General features: G+C 77.2%; 13 protein-coding genes. 7 read left to right on the top strand and 6 right to left on the bottom strand.

Translation table 11 applies throughout. From position 1 onward, the window contains the following. Positions 1-5 precede the first annotated feature (5 nt). From manA to E7744_RS11155, 4 genes are read right to left on the bottom strand one after another with little or no spacing between them, the layout of a single operon-like run. The gene (manA, locus tag E7744_RS11170) at positions 6-1,256 is read right to left on the bottom strand and encodes a mannose-6-phosphate isomerase, class I (RefSeq protein WP_137774182.1); all 1,251 of its coding nucleotides are present in this window, start codon (positions 1,254-1,256) and stop codon (positions 6-8) included. 42 nt (positions 1,257-1,298) lie between these two features. Next, a complete protein-coding gene (locus E7744_RS11165) occupies positions 1,299-2,915 on the bottom strand; it encodes an LCP family protein (protein ID WP_137774181.1) in 1,617 nt (538 codons plus the stop codon). After that, a complete protein-coding gene (purE, locus tag E7744_RS11160; protein WP_137774180.1) occupies positions 2,912-3,499 on the bottom strand; it encodes a 5-(carboxyamino)imidazole ribonucleotide mutase in 588 nt (195 codons plus the stop codon). Before purE ends, E7744_RS11165 begins: the two co-directional genes overlap by 4 nt. Further along, positions 3,496-4,716, bottom strand: coding sequence for a 5-(carboxyamino)imidazole ribonucleotide synthase (locus E7744_RS11155; RefSeq protein ID WP_137774179.1), 1,221 nt, complete (start codon positions 4,714-4,716; stop codon positions 3,496-3,498). Before E7744_RS11155 ends, purE begins: the two co-directional genes overlap by 4 nt. 136 nt (positions 4,717-4,852) lie before the next feature. Between E7744_RS11155 and E7744_RS11150 the strand changes: the two genes are divergently transcribed. Further along, on the top strand, positions 4,853-5,482 hold the full coding sequence (locus E7744_RS11150) for a GtrA family protein (RefSeq protein WP_246858417.1): 630 nt from the start codon (positions 4,853-4,855) through the stop codon (positions 5,480-5,482). Positions 5,483-5,536: 54 nt separating this feature from the next. On the opposite strand, the gene E7744_RS11145 is transcribed toward E7744_RS11150, so the two are convergent. After that, the gene (locus E7744_RS11145; RefSeq protein ID WP_137774178.1) at positions 5,537-6,325 is read right to left on the bottom strand and encodes a TIGR03089 family protein; all 789 of its coding nucleotides are present in this window, start codon (positions 6,323-6,325) and stop codon (positions 5,537-5,539) included. Between the two features lie 386 nt (positions 6,326-6,711). On the opposite strand from E7744_RS11145, the gene E7744_RS16210 reads away from it, so the two are divergent. From E7744_RS16210 to E7744_RS15845, 3 genes are all read left to right on the top strand, one after another. Continuing rightward, entirely contained in the window at positions 6,712-7,269 is a 558-nt protein-coding gene (locus E7744_RS16210; protein ID WP_137774177.1) for a WhiB family transcriptional regulator, read from the top strand. 77 nt (positions 7,270-7,346) lie between these two features. Then, positions 7,347-10,925, top strand: a complete 3,579-nt coding sequence (locus tag E7744_RS11135; protein WP_138424644.1) for a glycosyltransferase — start codon at positions 7,347-7,349, stop codon at positions 10,923-10,925. Continuing rightward, on the top strand, positions 10,922-12,643 hold the full coding sequence (locus E7744_RS15845) for a DUF5719 family protein (RefSeq protein ID WP_168199807.1): 1,722 nt from the start codon (positions 10,922-10,924) through the stop codon (positions 12,641-12,643). Before E7744_RS11135 ends, E7744_RS15845 begins: the two co-directional genes overlap by 4 nt. Positions 12,644-12,730: 87 nt before the next feature. On the opposite strand, the gene E7744_RS11125 is transcribed toward E7744_RS15845, so the two are convergent. Beyond that, positions 12,731-13,234: a metallopeptidase family protein gene (locus E7744_RS11125; RefSeq protein ID WP_137774175.1), complete on the bottom strand. Its 504-nt coding sequence runs from the start codon at positions 13,232-13,234 to the stop codon at positions 12,731-12,733. A 134-nt stretch (positions 13,235-13,368) separates the two neighbouring features. On the opposite strand from E7744_RS11125, the gene E7744_RS11120 reads away from it, so the two are divergent. The 3 genes from E7744_RS11120 to E7744_RS11110 all read left to right on the top strand — a co-directional run bounded on the left by E7744_RS11120 (position 13,369) and on the right by E7744_RS11110 (position 16,742). Continuing rightward, a complete protein-coding gene (locus tag E7744_RS11120; RefSeq protein WP_371415340.1) occupies positions 13,369-13,746 on the top strand; it encodes a DUF3499 family protein in 378 nt (125 codons plus the stop codon). A gap of 78 nt (positions 13,747-13,824) precedes the next feature. After that, positions 13,825-15,378, top strand: a complete 1,554-nt coding sequence (ahcY, locus tag E7744_RS11115) for an adenosylhomocysteinase (RefSeq protein ID WP_137774174.1) — start codon at positions 13,825-13,827, stop codon at positions 15,376-15,378. A gap of 122 nt (positions 15,379-15,500) precedes the next feature. After that, a complete protein-coding gene (locus E7744_RS11110) occupies positions 15,501-16,742 on the top strand; it encodes a TIGR01906 family membrane protein (protein WP_137774173.1) in 1,242 nt (413 codons plus the stop codon). The last annotated feature ends 2 nt before the right edge of the window (positions 16,743-16,744 follow it).

The following is a 16,744-nucleotide window of genomic DNA, read 5'->3' as shown; positions in this document are numbered from 1 at the left end:
CGCCGCTACGGCAGCGTCACGGAGAACAGCGTCGCGGCCCCGTCCCCGTCCACCCCGTGGACGGTGGCGGGGCCGTCCGCTGCCCCGAGGAAGACGGACTCCCCGGCGGACAGGACCGCCTCCGGCCCGGCCTGGCCCCCGGTGGTGACGCGCACCGACCCGGACGTGCACACCGCGATCACCGGTCCGCGCGCGGCGAGCGTGCGTCCCTCGGCGTCCGGCAGGTCGAACCGTTCCAGCTGGAACTCCTCGAACGGCGGCCGGAACAGGAGATGGCCCGGCCCGTCGGCCACGGGCGTGCAGTAGGGGACGGGCAGCGCCTCGAAGCGCACCACCCGGCGCAACTCGGGCACGTCCACGTGCTTGGGGGTCAGCCCGCCGCGCACCACGTTGTCCGAGGCGGCCATGACCTCCAGGCCGAGCCCGTGCAGGTAGGCGTGCACGTTGCCGGCCGGCAGGTGGATGGCCTGGCCCGGGGCGAGGTCCACGCGGTTGAGCAGCACGGACACGAGCACGCCGGGGTCGCGCGGGCAGTGCCCGGCGATGCCCACGGCGGTGGACAGGTTCAGGTCCTCCGCCAGGACGGAGGGCGCGTCCCGCAGGGCGGCGACGGCGGCCGCCACCGCGTCGCCCCCGGCCCAGGGACCGGCGGGGTCCAGCAGGGCGCAGAACGCCTCGTCGATGGCGCCGGCGCGCAGGCGCGCGGCGAGGCCGGCCACGGCGTGGGCCGGGTCCGCACCCCCGCCGTCGGCGTGGTCGGCCAGCACGGCGGCGAGCCGCTCGAAGGAGGCGGCGGCGTGCTGGGGCGTCCGGAAGCCGCACAGCGCGGCGAAGGGCGTGAGCGCGACGACCATCTCGGGCTTGTGGTTGTCGTCCCGGTAGTTGCGGTGGGCGGCGTCGACCGGGATGCCCGCGGCCTCCTCGGCCGCGTGGCCGGCGCGCGCCTGGTCCAGGGTGGGGTGGGCCTGGATGGACAGGGGACGCCCGGCGGCGAGGAGCTTGACCAGGTACGGCAGCCGGCCGAAGCGGGCGGCCTCGCCCAGCATCGCCTGCGGGTCCCGCGCGATGAGCTCGTCCAGCGGGACGGGGTCCCCGGCGGGCGCGTCCACCGGGACGGCGCCGGAGGGCGCGCCGTGGTGGGCGCCCATCCACACCTCCGCCTCGGGCCGCCCGGTCGGGGTGCGCCCCTGCAACCCCGCCAGGAGGGTCGTCGATCCCCAGGCATAGTCACGGACGGCGTTGCGGAGCAGGAACATTCCTCCAGCCTATCGATCTGCGACGGCACGCGGCCCGCCGGCTCAGCCGGTGCCGGCCACGCAGAGGTGGTTGGTCTTCGCGGCCTCCTCGAGCAGGCCGATCTGGCCGGTGTCCTCGAGGTACATGAGCCACTCGGGGTCGATGGGGTCGCCGTCGGGCTGACGCGGCGGCTCCGGCCAGTCGGCGGGGCCGGAGCCCTCCGAGCCGGCCGGGTCCGGGGCCGCCCCGGCGAGGACGCCGGCGGCGGCGTCCACGACCAGCAGCGGCGCGGGCATCCCGCCGGCGGCCTGCGGGGTGCCGTCCTCGGCGAGCATCTCGCCGACGCGCTGGTGGACCAGCTCGAAGTCCGGGTAGGTGGTGAACTGGTCGCCCTGGCTGCCGAAGTCGGGCGGGCCGATGGTCAGCTGGCCCATCTCCTGGGACCGGGCCTTGGAGGCCAGGCCCACGAACGTCCCGAGCTGCTGGCCCGGCAGGTCCGTCTCGACGATCTGCTCGCCGGCGTCGAGGATGCCCTGGAAGCGCGTGACCAGCGTCTGGGGGTTGAACTGGGCCAGCATGGCCGACTGGATGCACTGCTGGCGGCGGATCCGGGAGTAGTCCGTGGAGAAGTGCCGCGACCGGGCGAAGGCCAGGGCGTCCTCGCCGTCGAAGGTGTACGTGCCGGGGCCCCACCAGGCGTTGCCCCACTGCCCGTCCGGGCGGGTGCCGCGGTACGTGGTCCAGCCGCCGGAGGTCACGGTGACCCCGCCCATGGCGTCGATGAGCTGGGCGAAGCCGCCCATGTCCACGAGCGCGTAGGACTGGACCTCCAGCCCCAGGATGCCGCCGGCGGCGTCCTTCATCGCCTCGGCCCCGGGGTCCTCGGCGTCCGGGTAGAGATCGCGGTGGTTCTCGTTGACGTCCACGTAGAGCGCGTTGAGGATGCACTCGTCGCCGCAGTCGAAGCCCTCGGGGTAGGCCTGCCACAGCGGCGAGTCCTCGGTGAACTGCGCGTTCTGGAAGTTGCGGGGCAGGGAGAAGACGATCGTGTGGCCGGTGCGCGCGTTCATGGAGGCCACGTGGATCGAGTCCGGGCGCAGGCCCAGCCGGCCCTCGCCGGCGTCCCCGCCCATCAGCAGGAAGTTGTAGCGGCCGTCGACCGGCTCGATCGCCGGCCCGGCCTCGAAGATGGAGCCCAGCGCGTTGCGCCCGGCGTTCACGGCCCACGAGCCGTAGCCCAGGACGCCGGAGGTGGCCACCAGCGCCAGGACGGAGCAGGCCGCCACGAGGGGGCGCATCCCGGGGGCCAGCAGTCGGAGGCGGACGAGCCGCAGGGTGTCCACCCACAGCACCGCCCAGCCGATCGCCAGCGCGGCCAGGACGATGATGCCCCCGAGCTGCCACGTGGGGTCCGCCGCCAGGCGCAGGAGCAGGTCCCGCTGGACGAGGAACAGGACGAGGGCGGCGAGCAGCACGGCCCACACGGCCAGGGTCACGCGCAGGGCCGCCCGGCCGAGCCGGCGGTCGCCGGCCACCACCTGAGCCCCGCCGGGGACCAGGAGGGTGAGCGCGAGCAGGATCCAGGCCCGCTTGCCGCGCTGCGGGACGCTCGCCGTCTCCGGTGCGCGCACGGGGTCCCCGCCGCCGGCGGGGGAGGGGCCGACGGCGCGGCCGGTCATGACCGGTCGGCCGGGGTGGCTGGCGCGCGGTAGCCGGGCCGGCCGGTGAGCGAGTCCCGCAGGCGGGCGCCCTTGGCGGTGGCCGTGTCCCGCAGTTCCGCCGCGAAGACGGTGAGGCGCTCGCGCAGCCGGGCGGCCTCGGCGCCCTCGCCGGCGGCCAGGATGCGGGCGGCGAGCAGCCCCGCGTTGCGGGCCCCGCCGATGGAGACGGTGGCCACCGGGACGCCGGCCGGCATCTGCACGATCGACAGCAGGGAGTCCATGCCGTCGAGCATCTTCAGCGGCACCGGGACGCCGATCACCGGCAGCGGGGTGGTGGAGGCGATCATGCCGGGCAGGTGGGCGGCGCCGCCGGCGCCGGCGATGACCACCCGGATGCCGCGCTCGTGGGCCCGCGTGCCGAAGTCCACCATCTCGTGCGGCATGCGGTGGGCGGAGACGACGTCGGCCTCGTAGGCGATGCCGAACTCCTCCAGGGCCTCGGCGGCCGCCTGCATGACGGGCCAGTCCGAGTCGGAGCCCATCACCACCGCCACCCGGGCCGGGCCGGTGGTCCCTGCGTGCTGCTCGTCCGTGCCGGTCATCGCTGCTCCTGGTGCTCGTCGTGCTCGTCCGGGGCCGGCTGGGCCCCGGGCTCGTTCTGGGCCCGGTGGCCGTCGCGGATGATCGCGGCCGCGCCCTCGGCGGCCTCGCGGGCCGCGTCGAGGTCCTCGGCCAGCGGGGCGACGACGTTCACGTGCCCGATCTTGCGCCCCGGGCGCACCGACTTGCCGTAGGCGTGGACCTTGGCCTCCGGGTAGGCGGCCATGGCCGTCGGGAAGGCGGAGTAGAGGTCCTCGTTGGCGCCGCCGAGGTAGTTCTTCATGACGGTGAACGCCCCGAGCGTGTCCGTGGACCCCAGCGGGAGGTCGAGCACCGCACGCACGTGCTGCTCGAACTGGCCCGTCACGGCGCCGTCCATGGACCAGTGCCCCGAGTTGTGCGGGCGCATGGCCAGCTCGTTGACCATGAAGCCCGGGCCCACGCCGGGGGTCTCGAACAGTTCCACGGCCAGCATCCCGGTCACGCCCAGTCCCTCGGCGAGGGTGACGGCCGCCTCCTCGGCGGCCTGCGCGGTGCGCGGATCGATCCCCGGGGCCGGGGCGGTGACGAGGTCGCAGACGCCGTCCGTCTGGACGGACTCGACCACGGGGTAGGACGCGGTCGTCCCGGAGGGCGTGCGGGCCACCTGGGCGGAGAGCTCGCGGGAGAAGTCCACCTTCTGCTCCACCAGCAGGGCCTCGAAGCCCAGGGCGAACCAGTCGCGGCAGTCCTCGGCCTGGGCGGCGGAGTCCAGCACCCGCACGCCCTTGCCGTCGTAGCCCCCGCGCGGGGTCTTCAGCACCACCGGCCAGCCGATCCGGTCGCCCGCCGCCACGAGCTCGGCCACGGTGGCGACGGCGGCCCACTCCGGGTTCGGCAGGCCCAGCCGGTCGCAGGCCTGGCGCATCAGCAGCTTGTCCTGGGCGTACTGCAGCGCCTCGGGGCCCGGCTGCAGGTTCACCCCGGCCGCCTCGAGGACGCGCAGGTGCTCGGCCGGGACGTGCTCGTGGTCGAAGGTGACCACGTCCACGGTCGCGGCGAAGTCCTTCAGGGTCTCGAGGTCCCGGTAGTCGCCGACCACGCACGGCGCCGCGGTGGTGGCGGACACGTCGGCGCCCTCGGCGAGCACCCTGAGGCGCACCCCCAGTGCCGTGGCCGCCGGGGCCATCATCCGGGCCAGCTGGCCGCCGCCCACTACTCCGATCACAGGAAAAGTCACGCACCAAGGGTACCCATCACCGCGGGGCCCGCCCGTCGGCCACCGTCCCCGCCCCGGACCTGTCAGGAAACGGGGAGGAAAGCCGTCTACAGTGTGCGGGTACGCCCGCCGCCCACCGAGGAGCCCCTCCACGCCCATGATCAGCACCCTGTGGCAACGCCTCGTGGCCCTGGTCGCCTTGCTGTGGCGGGAGGTCGCCAAGTTCGGCGCGGTCGGGGCCGCCGCCTTCGTGGTGGACTCCGGCATCTTCCTGTGGCTCATGGACGGGCCCATGGAGGGCAGCAACGTCAAGTCCAAGGTGGTGGCCAGCGTGGTCGCCACCATCTTCTCCTGGGCGGCCAACCGGTTCTGGACCTTCCGGCACCGCCGGCAGAGCAACGTCGTGCGCGAGCTCGTGCTGTTCGCCGTGATGAACGTGATCGGGATGGGCATCGCGGCCGCGTGCGTGTTCGTGGCGCAGTACTGGCTGGGCGTCACCTCCACCACCGGCATCTTCATCGCCGGCAGCGTGGTGGGCCTCGTGCTGGGCACGATCTTCCGGTTCTTCGCCTACCGGTTCTGGGTCTTCACCGAGGAACTGGACGCCGACCCGGACTTCGCCCACGACCGGGAACGGCTGACGGGCCAGCTGCCCGTGGTCACGGCCCCCGGGGCCGACGGGCCCCGGGGCCCCCGGGACGCCCCGCGCGGTCTCCGAGCGGCCCCCCGGGCCAGCACGGTGCCGGGCGACCGTGCCGCCACCGCGCGGGCCGACTCCGCCGACTGACGCCGCGCGCCTTCCCGCGACCCCCGGATGCCACGTCCGCACGCCGCGCCCCGGTCACCGGGCCGTGGCGTCCCCGAGCCGCTCCGCCGTGACGATCCCGGCCACCGCCTCGTCGTCCGCCCGCTCCGCCGGCACGAGCACGACCGGCAGCCCCCGGCCCCAGGCCTCCGCGGCGGCCCGCGCCAGCGCCGCGTCCAGGCGGCCCGCCCGTGCGGCCACCACGAGGCCGCGCTCGCGGCGGGACCAGCGCGCGTCCGCCCCGGCCCCGTCTCGGTCCGCCCCGGTCGCGTCCTCGGCTGCCCCGGCCGGCCCCGCGACCAGCCCCGCGAGGGTGCCGGGCGGCATCGGCAGGGCGCACCGGTCGCCCTGCACGCGGACCTCCGCGGCGTAGTCCAGGGCGTGGGCCGGCAGCGGGGCGGCGCCGGCGTCGCCGTCCGTCCCGCCGGCCGCGCCCCCGCCGATCCCGCCGGCCGGGACGGACCACAGCTCGGAGGGCGCGGCGGCCCAGGCGCCCGCGTCGTCGGTGACCACCAGGTCGGCGCCGGCCCCGCCCGGGCCCGCATACCCGATCCCGACGCCGGCCCGCGCGGCCCCCAGGAGCACCGCCAGCGGCATCCAGCTCGCGGGCAGGTCCAGGACGACGGTGGACCCGGTGCCCAGGCCCTCGGCGTCGAGCAGGTTGGCGGTCTTGGCCGCCCAGTTGGCCAGCACCCGGCCGGAGAGCTCCACCCGGTCCCCGCCGGTGGCGTAGTCCACCACCGCGGGACGCGGCGAGGCGGCCACGAGCCCGAACCAGTCGGCCGGGCCGCCGCCGGGGCGGGAGGGGGATCCGAGTGAGACCATGGGAACCTGTCCTTTCGGGACGTCGTGGACGGCCCCGGACGGGCCTCCGGGGCAACACGCCGGGCAGGGCCGACGTGGGCTCGGCGTGTCGGTTCTGGCGCCGCCGATCGCCGCTCCACATTGTGCCGCGCCGGTTTGACGAACCGTGAGTCACACCGATGTAATTCAAGCGGAACGGTCAAGGTGACCACGGCGCTTCCCACCGCCCACCACTGTTCTCCGCCACCGACCGGTGCCCAGGCCCGGCCGGTGGTTCCGTTCGTGCCCGGAGGGGGCCGGACGGCGGAGACGGGGGGTCGGCTGGCGTGTGCCTGGAACCCGGTCCGCGTCCCCGTCGCCGGAGATCCCGGTGGGGGACGGCCAGCGTGAGTACGGGGAGGAAGCACATGGAGAATGCCCAGCAGGTGGAGGAGACGCGCAGCACCCGGACCCTGGACGCGCCGTACGCGGGACGGGCGGTGCCGGCCGACTGGTTCCTGGACCCCGCCGACCCGGAGGCCGCCCGGCGGCTGGACTCCGGCCTGAGCCTCGAGGACCGGGCCACGGCCCTGCTGGACGCCCATGCGGACCGCGACGACGCGGAGACCCCCGACGAGGACGGCGCCGCCGCCACCGTCACCGCCCTGCACCCGGGCGGGGCCCCGGAGCGCCCGCGGGAGGCCCCCGCGGCGCCCGCCGCGTGGCTGGGCCTGCCCGGACTGGCCGACCCGCGCGACGTGGACGGTGAGCTGGCCTGGCAGGTGGACGCCCTGTGCGCCCAGACCGACCCCGAGGCGTTCTTCCCCGAGAAGGGCGGCTCCACGCGCGACGCCAAGAAGGTCTGCAGCGCCTGCACCGTGCGCAGCGAGTGCCTCGAGTACGCGCTCGGCAACGACGAGCGCTTCGGCATCTGGGGCGGGCTGTCCGAGCGTGAGAGGCGCCGGCTGCGGAAGCGGTCGGTCTGATCCCCGCCACCGCCACCGCCCCGGGCCACGCCGCCGTCCCGGGGGCCCGGGCCCAGCACGTCACCGCGGTGGTGGTCGTGGACCGACGGCCCGGCATGGCGGCCGACGCCGTGCGCTCCCTGCTGGCCCAGCGGCGCCTCCCGGACCGCCTCGTCACCGTGCTCGCCGGCGCGGCAGGCGGCGGTGACGGTGGCGGCGACGGTGGGCTCGGTGAGCCCCTCCACGCGGTCCGCGACGAGGTGGCCCGCCTCGCCGACGACGCCGGCGTGCCGGCCGCGTTCCTGCACGGTCCCGTCCCCGCGGTGGCCGGGCTCCTGGCCGCGACCGGCGCCCCGGCCGGCCACCAGGCCGACCCCGGCCGCGAGGCCGCGGCCCACTGGCTGTGGTGGATGCACGACGACGCGCTGGCCGACCCCGCCGCCCTGGAGCGGCTGCTCGGGGTCGTGGAGGCCTCCCCGTCGGTGACCGTCGCCGGTTGCAAGCAGGTCGAGCTGGACCGGCCCCGCCACCTGCTCGACGTGGGGCTGGCCGTGACCGGCGCCGGCGAGCCCATCAGCCTCATCGAGCCCGGGGAGCTCGACCAGGGCCAGTACGATGCGCGCACCGACGTCTTCGCCGTCTCGGCCCCCGGGCTGCTCGTGCGCGCGGACGTGTGGGACGCCCTGCGCGGCCCGGATCCCGCCGCGCCGGCGCCGGCGGCCGCCGTCGACCTGTGCTGGCGCGCGCGGCTGGCCGGGCACCGCGTGGTCGTGGTCCCGGGCGCCGTCGTCCGGCACGCCGCCGAGGGCGAGGGGCTGTACGCCGGCCCCGCGGCCCTGCGGGAGTCCTCGGTCTGGCTCCGCCTCAAGCATGCCCGGCCGCTGGCCGTGCCCCTCCTCTGGGCCTGGTCCCTCCTGGCCGGCATCGCCGGCTTCGCCGGGTCCCTGCTCGCCAAGGAGCCCGGTCGCGGGGCCGCGCGACTGGCGGGGACCCTGCGCACCCTCGTGCGGCCCGTGCCGCTGGCCCGCGCCCGGGCGCAGGCCCGGCGCACGCGCACCGCCCCCCGCGGCGTCGTGGCCCCGCTGCGCGCCGGCCGCCGGCAGGTCCGCTCCCACCGGCGCAGCGTGCTGGAGCTCGAGTCGGTCGAGGAGGTCATCGGCGACGGCACCGGCTCGACCGGCACCGGCACGGAGGCCACCGGCGGGCACGACGACTTCACCGCGCTGGCCACCCCGGGGCGCAACTGGGTCGGCACCGGCCTGGTGGCCGTGGTGCTCCTGCTCGCGGCGCTCTCGATCGCCGGGACGCGCCACCTGCTGGGCGCGCCCGCCCTGGCCGGCGGGTCGCTGCTGCCCGTGTCCGGGAGCCCCGCGGAGCTGTGGCGGCACGCGACCGACGGCTGGGCCCCGGCCGGCGTCGGCGCGCCCGTCCAGCCCGGGCCCTTCGGCCTGGTCCTCGCGGTGCTGGGCGCCACCGGCAACGGCTCGGCCGTCCTCGCGTGGCTCACGGTCCTGGCCATGCCGCTGGCCGGCGCGGGAGCGTGGTTCGCCGCCGGCGCGGTGGAGCGCGGCCGCGGCGTGCGGGTCCTGGCCGGGCTGCTGTGGGGGCTGTCCCCGGCGCTGGTGACCGCCTCCGGGCAGGGCCGTCCCGGGTCCCTCCTGGTCCACCTGGCCCTGCCGTGGCTCGCCCTGGCCGTCATCCACGCCACCGGGTCCGCGGCCCCCCGCCGCCCGGACCCCGAGGGCCACGCCGTGGACGCCCGTCCCCGCCCGGGCCGGCGCGGCGTGGTGTCCTGGACGGCCTCGGGCTGGACCGCCCTGCTGCTGGCCGGGCTCGGCGCCGCGGCCCCGGCCCTGCTGCCGCCGCTCGTGGCGGCCGTGCTCGTGCTCGCCGCCGTGCTGCGCCGCCGCGGCCGCACCCTGTGGTGGACCCCGCTGCCGGCCCTCGCGCTGTTCCTGCCCGTGCTGCTGGCCCACTGGACCGACCTGCGCGCCGTGCTCGGGGACCCCGGCGTCCCGCAGGCCTCCGCGCCCGCCGCGCCGTGGCAGCAGGTGCTCGGCTTCCCCGAGGCCTTCGCCCCGGACTCCGGGCTGCTCGCCCTGCCGTGGCTGGACGCGTGGGTCCCGGGGACCCCGTGGGCGCTGGCCGCGGCCCTCGTCCTCGGCGCCCCCCCGCTGGCCATGGCGGCCGCGGGCGCGGTGCGGCGCGGCCGGGCCGGCCGGCTGGCCCGGGCCGGGCTGCTCGTGGCCCTCGTGGCCCTCGCCGGCGGGACGCTCGCGCCCCTGGTCGCCACCTCGCTGGCGGCCGACGGGCGGCTCGTGACCGTCTCCACCGGCCCCTTCACCTCCCTGGCGGCGATGGGCGTGCTGCTCGCTGCGGTCTCCGGGCTCAACGGGTACCGCGGCGCCCGGGTGCCACTGCGCGCCGCCCTGGCCATGCTGGGGGCGGCCGGGGCGTGCTCGGTGCTCCTGGCCGCCGGACTGTGGACCCTGCCGCGGACCCTGCCCGGCGGGGACCTGGAGGCGGCCGGCGCCGCCGCCCTGCAGTCCCGCGCCGCTGCGGGGGAGCACTCCCCGGAGCTCTCCGGGCTGGGCGCCGGCTCGGAGGTGGCGCCCAGCCCCGTGCGCCTGATCCCCGCCACCGCCGCGGACCAGGGCACCAGCGCCCTCGCCACGCGCACGCTCGTGCTGGAACGCGGCGCCGAGGAGCTTCGCGCCGGCCTGGCCGCCGGCTCCGGCCCGTCCCTGGACCGGCTCAGCGCCGGCTGGGCGGCCCGCTCCCTGGCCGGGCCGCTCACCGACCCGCGCCCGGCGGCGCCGGACGCGGCCGACGAGCAGTTGCGCAGCCTCGCCGCCGGACTGGTCTCGGGCACGACGGCGGACCCGCGCCCCGCCCTGGAGTCCCTCGGCGCCGCGTTCGTGGTGCTGCGCGACCCCGACGGCCGGGAGGCGGCCACCGCGGCGTCCATCGACGCGGTTCCCGGGCTGGCTCCCGTGGGCCTGACCGACTCCGGCTGGCTGTGGCGCGTGGTGCCGGACCGGGACGGCGGGATCCCCGTGGCCGGGGAGCACGGACTGCGGGACCGCCTGGGCTTCACCACAGCGCGCGTGCGCATCGAGGACGCGGCGGGGGACACGACCCAGCTCGTGGCCCGCCGGGACGGCCGGGTGGACACCCGGATCGCGGCGGGCGAGGACGGCCGGGAGCGCCGGCTCGTGCTCGCCGAGCGCGCGGACCCGGGCTGGCACGCGACCCTGGACGGCACGCCGCTGGAGCGCGCGCCCGTGGCCGAGGGGGAGTGGGCCCAGGCCTTCGAGCTGCCCGCCGAGGGCGGCCGGCTGGTGGTCTGGCAGCAGTCCGCCAGCGCCGTCTCCTGGGCCTGGTGGGTCCCTGCCGTGCTGCTCCTGCTCGCCACCCTGCTCGCGGTCCCCTCGCCGGCCCGCCGCTCGGACGCCCGCCCGCGCGCCCCGCTCGCCGGCCCCGCGCGGCCCTGGCAGGACCTCGAGGGCGAGCTCGGCGGACCCGGGGACGACTGGGCGGACGACGACGCGGACGACCCGGAGGGGCCGGTCGACGCGCAGCGCCCGGCCGGACCGGGGGCGCCGGCCCCGGCGCCCGGACCGGCGGGGTCGCACGCCGTCCGCGCCGGCGACGAGGAGAGGACCACGGCACGATGAGCCGACCGGACGAGCCCACCCCGCCCGCCAGCCGCGGGCAGCTCAAGGGACAGCGCGCCGCCGCAGAGCGGGACCGGCGGCGCCGGGCCGCCCTCGCGGCGCACGAGCGCGGGCTCGGCCGGCGGGGGAGGATCGGCGCGGGACTGGCCGGGACCGGCGTCGTGCTCCTCGTGGCCGGCGCCGTGGCGGCCGGCAGCCTCGCCGCGCCGGCCCCGCCGGCGGTGGACGGCACCGCCGCCCCGGCCCGGCTCTCCGCCGCGCCGGACGTCGGCGTGTGCGCGCCCGCGCCCCGGCTGCCCCGCGGCGCCGCGGAGGGGACGGATGCGCAGTTCAGCCCCGTGTCCACGACGGCCCGCTCGGGGCTCAGCGCCGTGCTGCTGTCCGACCTGGCCGGGCGCCTGCCCGGCAGCTCCGCGGGACCGCTGGCCACGGCCGGCGGGGACGGCGGGGCGGAGCCGCTGACGAGGGGGCAGCCGGAACGGGTCCAGCAGGGCGAGCCGGCCACCTCGGGGCCGGACGGCGTGCCCGTGCGCCGGGCCGGCGTGGAGACCCTCGCCGACCCGGGCGGCGAGGACGGGGGCGCGGCGGCCGTCACGGTCGAGCCCCTCGGTGGGCAGTCCGCCGTGGCGGACGCCGTCACCCTGTACTCCGCGGCCGACGGCGACCTCGCCGGGGCCGACGCGAGCGCGTGCACCGCCCCGGGACACGAGCTCTGGCTGACGGGGGCCGGGACGGCGGCCGGCTCCACGGCCGTGCTCACGCTGTCCAACCCCTCGGCCTCCGCCAGCACCGTGGACGTGAGCCTGTACGGCGCCGAGGGGCCCGTGGAGGCGCCGGGCACCGCCGGCCTGGTGCTCGGGCCGGGCGAGGACCGCTCGATCGTCCTCGGCGGCCTCGCCCCGGACGAGGAGCACCTCGCGGTGCGCGTGAGCGCCCGGGGCGGCGCCGTGGGCGCGGTGGTGCAGCACAGCCGGCTGTTCGGCGTCACCCCGGGGGGCGTGGACGTCATCCAGCCGACGGCCGCGCCCGCGCCGCGGGCGGTCATGCCCGGGGTGCTCGTGCCCTCCCCCCGCGCGGTGCGCGAGGTCGCGGCGCAGGACGGCCACGGGGGCGTGTCCCCGGCCGTGACGATCGCCGCACCCACGGTGGCGACGACCGCGGAGGTCACCGTGGCCGGGGCGGACGGCCCGGTCGAACTGGAGGGGGTCGGCGAGGTGGAGATCGCCGCCGGCTCCACCGTCCGCGTCCCCCTGGAGGGCCTGGAGACCGGCACCTACACCGTGACGGTCACCGCGGACGAGCCCGTGGTGGCCAGCGCCCAGGGGCAGTCCGGCCGGCCCGGCGGTCCGCTGGACACCTCCTCGGTGTCCGCCGTCCGCCCGCTCGGGGTGGAGCGGGCGGTCGCGTTCCCGGAGGGCGCCGACGCCACGCTCGTGCTGTCCTCGGCGGAGGGCGGCGCCGTGCAGGTCACCCCCGTGCTGGCGGACGGGTCCCTGGGGGAACCCGTGGAGCGCGCGCTGGACCCGCGGTCGTCCCGTGCCCTCGCCGCGCGGGACCTGGCCGCGGGGGACGAGACCGTGGCCGGCGTGCTGCTGACCACCACCGGGGGACTCGTGCACGCGGGCGTCTCGGTGCGGACGGCGGACGGCATCTCCGCCTATCCGGTGGTGCCCCGCGCCGAGCGCTCGGGGGGCCTGCCGGTGCGCGTGGGCTACTGACGGGTCCGGCCCGTCACGGCCGGCGGCGGTGCCGGCCGCGCCCGGCGCGGGCCGGGCGCGGCGCGCCGGGATCCGCCGGTCCGCGCCCTACCAGTGGTAGTCGGGGTCCACGGACTCCGGGGACACCCCGGTGAGTGCGGCCCACTGCTCCACGACCGCCCCGTAGACGGCGTCCGGCAGCAGCGAGGGGATGGGGCACCGGGCCTCGACGGGCCGGCGGTGGATGGTGATCACCACGGTGCCGTCCGGGTCGCGGCGCGCCGTGCCCGTGGGCTCCTCGACGAGTTCGCTGCCCCAGGCGCGCACGAGCTCCAGGCGGCGCTCCAGGTCCTCGGGGACCATGGTGGCGCGGAAGCGCGCCTGCTCGACCGCGGGGCCGCACAGCTCCGCGAGCCGGTCCACGGCGGCCTGCAGGTGGTCCTCGAACCGCTCGTTGCGCGTGCGCGCGGCGGGCAGGGCGGCCGGCATCAGCGGACCGCGCAGCCCGCGGCCCCGGCGGTCGCGCCGCGGCGAGCGGCCCTCCGGCGTCCGGACCGGTTCCCCGCCGTTCCCGCCGGGAGCGGTGACCACGATCGGATCGAAGGACATCATGACTCGATGCTAGTCCCGCCCCGCCCCGGTGTGTACCGGGGCGGCCTCCATGCCTGCCCGGGGAAGCGGGGGTAGGCTGGTCTGCCGTGGGATCGATGCGCCAGTGCTCCAAGACCAGCTGCCGGACGGCGGCCGTGGCAACGCTGACGTACAACTATGCCGACTCCACGGTGGTGCTGGGCCCCATGTCCCGGCTCGCGGAGCCGCACACCTACGACCTGTGCGAGCGCCACGCGCGCACGCTCACGGCCCCGCGGGGCTGGGAGATCCTGCGCATCGAGGCCCCCGGGGGCACCCCGGCCGTCCCCGCGCCGGAGCCCGACGACCTGCTGGCCCTGGCGCACGCCGTGCGCGAGCCCGAGCCGCGGGACGAGCCCGCCGCCACGCCGCCCGCGGTGCGCCGCGGCACCGGTCCCGACGCCGGCCCGCGCCCCGAGCCGCTCACGGGTGACGCCCCGGCCCGTCCCGGCCGGCCCGTCCTGCGCCTGCTGCGCGACGCCACCGACGACTGAGTCCCCGGGCGCGGGCCCGTGACGCCCGCGGTCGCCGGCCGCCCGGTCCGCCCTCGCGCCTGCCCTAGGCTGGGACGCATGACTGAGAACCCTGCCGACAGCGCCCCGAGCCCCGCCACCGACCCGGGCTACGCCAACCGCGTCACCGTCCCCGGGGCCACGTTCGACTTCGCCGTCCGCGACCTGTCCCTGGCCGAGGCCGGCCGGCACCAGATCCGCCTGGCCGAGCACGAGATGCCGGGCCTGATGTCCCTGCGCGAGGAGTTCGGCGAGGCCCAGCCGCTCAAGGGGGCCCGGATCGCCGGCTCCCTGCACATGACCGTCCAGACCGCCGTGCTGATCGAGACCCTCGTGGCCCTCGGCGCCGAGGTCCGCTGGGCCTCGTGCAACATCTTCTCCACCCAGGACGAGGCCGCCGCCGCCGTCGTGGTCGGCTCCGGGACCCCGGAGGCCCCGGCCGGCGTGCCCGTGTTCGCCTGGAAGAACGAGACGCTCGAGGACTACTGGTGGACCGCCTCGCAGATCCTCGTGTGGCCCGGCTCGGACGCCGATCCGTCCCGCGGCCCGAACATGATCCTCGACGACGGCGGCGACGCCACGCTGCTGGTCCACAAGGGCGTGGAGTTCGAGGCCGCCGGCGCGGTGCCGAGCGCCACCACGGACGACTCCGCCGAGTACCAGATCATCCTGGAGACCCTGCGCGCCTCGCTCGCGGCCAATCCGCAGCGGTTCACCCGGATCGCCGAGGGCATCCGCGGCGTGACCGAGGAGACCACCACGGGCGTGCACCGCCTCTACCAGCTGGCCGAGACCGGGCAGCTGCTGTTCCCGGCGATCAACGTCAACGACGCCGTGACCAAGTCGAAGTTCGACAACAAGTACGGCATCCGCCACTCCCTGCCGGACGGCATCATGCGCGGCACCGACGTGCTGATCGGCGGCAAGACCGCCGTGGTGTGCGGCTACGGGGACGTGGGCAAGGGCGCCGCGGAGGCCTTCCGCGGCCAGGGCGCCCGCGTGGTCGTCACCGAGGTGGACCCCATCAACGCCCTGCAGGCCGCCATGGACGGCTACCAGGTGGTCCGCCTGGACGAGGTGGTGGAGTCCGGCGACATCTTCATCACCACCACCGGCGGCAAGGACATCATCATGGCCGAGGACATGCTGCGGATGAAGGACAAGGCGATCGTCGGCAACGTGGGGCACTTCGACAACGAGCTGGACATGGCCGGGCTCGCCCGCGTGCCCGGCGTGGTCAAGACCGAGATCAAGCCCCAGGTCCACGAGTGGACCTTCGACGCCGGCCAGGACACCGAGCGCTCGATCATCGTGCTCTCCGAGGGCCGCCTGCTGAACCTGGGCAACGCCACGGGCCATCCGTCCTTCGTCATGAGCGCGTCCTTCACGAACCAGGTGATGGCCCAGATGGAGCTGTTCGCCCGCCACGGCTCGATCACCGGCCTGGACTACGGCAAGCAGGTCTACGTCCTGCCCAAGGTCCTGGACGAGAAGGTGGCCCGGCTGCACCTGGACGCCCTCGGCGCCCACCTGACCGAGCTGAGCAAGGACCAGGCCGAGTACCTCGGCGTGGACGTGGCCGGTCCCTACAAGCCGGACCACTACCGGTACTGACCGTCCGCGGGTCCCCGGCCGAACCCGGCCGGGGACCGGTGCGCCCCCGCCGCGGGGACCGGCCCGCCGACTAGGCTCGTGGCCGAGATCCGGGCAGTCCGGCACGAGCGGGAGGCAGCACCATGGCACGCAGGACGTCAGGCAACGGCGACCAAGACGCCACCGGGGACCGCGAGGACGCCCCGCAGTTCGAGAGCGGACTGGACTACGGCGCCCACCAGGAGGACGACGGCGCCGAGACGGTCGCGCTCGACCGCACCGCGGCCGGCGCGGACCCGGTCGACCGGGGCGCCGGCGAGGCCGACACGGTCGCGCTCGACCGCCCCGCCGCCGGCGAGGGGTATGACGCGGCCGGGTCGACGCAGGCGATCGACCGCGACGAGCTCGGCCGGCTCGCCGCCGGTGACGCCGTCCCGTACGACGAGCGGCCGGGCGCCCCGGGGGCGCGGGCCGACGTCGTGACCGCCACCGCCGCCCCGGAGCCCGAGACCGCCTGGACCGCGGGTCCGGGGGCCGTCCCCGCGCCGGTCGCGCAGGACTACCGCGGCTTCGGCACCGACCCCGCGGACGCCGAGGACCGCCGGCGGGAGCTGCGCGAGGCCGAGGCCCGCGCCGCGGCCCGCGACGAGGCGCTCGAGGGCCCCTCCACCGCCCCGCGCGTGCTGCAGGTGCTGCTCGCCCTGTTCTTCCCGGTCGTGGTGCTGGTCGCGGCCGTCCGGCTCGTCGCCTCGCCGGTGTTCCTGTGGCTCGAGTACCAACGCCCCGGCTTCCCGGCGGATCCCTACGGCTTCACCACGGAGGACCGGCTCACCTACGGGTCCGCGGGGATGGACTACCTCTTCAACGCCGCCCCCGCGCGGTACCTCGCCGAGCTGCGGAACGGCGGCGCCCCGCTGTTCACGGACGGGGAGGTGGCGCACATGGCGGACGTCAAGCTCGTCATGCTCGTGACGATGGCCGTGGGCCTCGTGCTGGCGGTGGCCTGCCTCGCCTTCATGGTGGCGCTGTCCCGCACGGCCAAGGGCGGCATCCGCCGGGCCCTGTTCGCCGGGTCGGCGTGGATGCTGGTGGCGCTGGTCGCGCTGGCCGTGCTCGCCGCGCTGGGCTGGGAGCAGTTCTTCGCGGCCTTCCACGGCCTGTTCTTCGCGGAGGGGACGTGGACGTTCCGCGCCAGCGACGCCCTGATCCGGCTCTACCCGGGCCAGTTCTGGATGGACGCCGGCATCGCCGTGGCCGCCGTGGTGCTGGTGACGCTCGTGGCCGTGCTCATCGGCACGTGGCCCACGCGCCGTCGGCGCCGCGAGTCCCGGCTGGCGCAGCAGGACCTCGTCCGGCGGCGCACCGACTGGGCCGACGCCGCCTGAGC

It is taken from the genome of Citricoccus sp. SGAir0253, assembly GCF_005877055.1.
Lineage (GTDB): Bacteria > Actinomycetota > Actinomycetes > Actinomycetales > Micrococcaceae > Citricoccus.
This window is presented reverse-complemented; position numbering and strand designations above follow the sequence as displayed.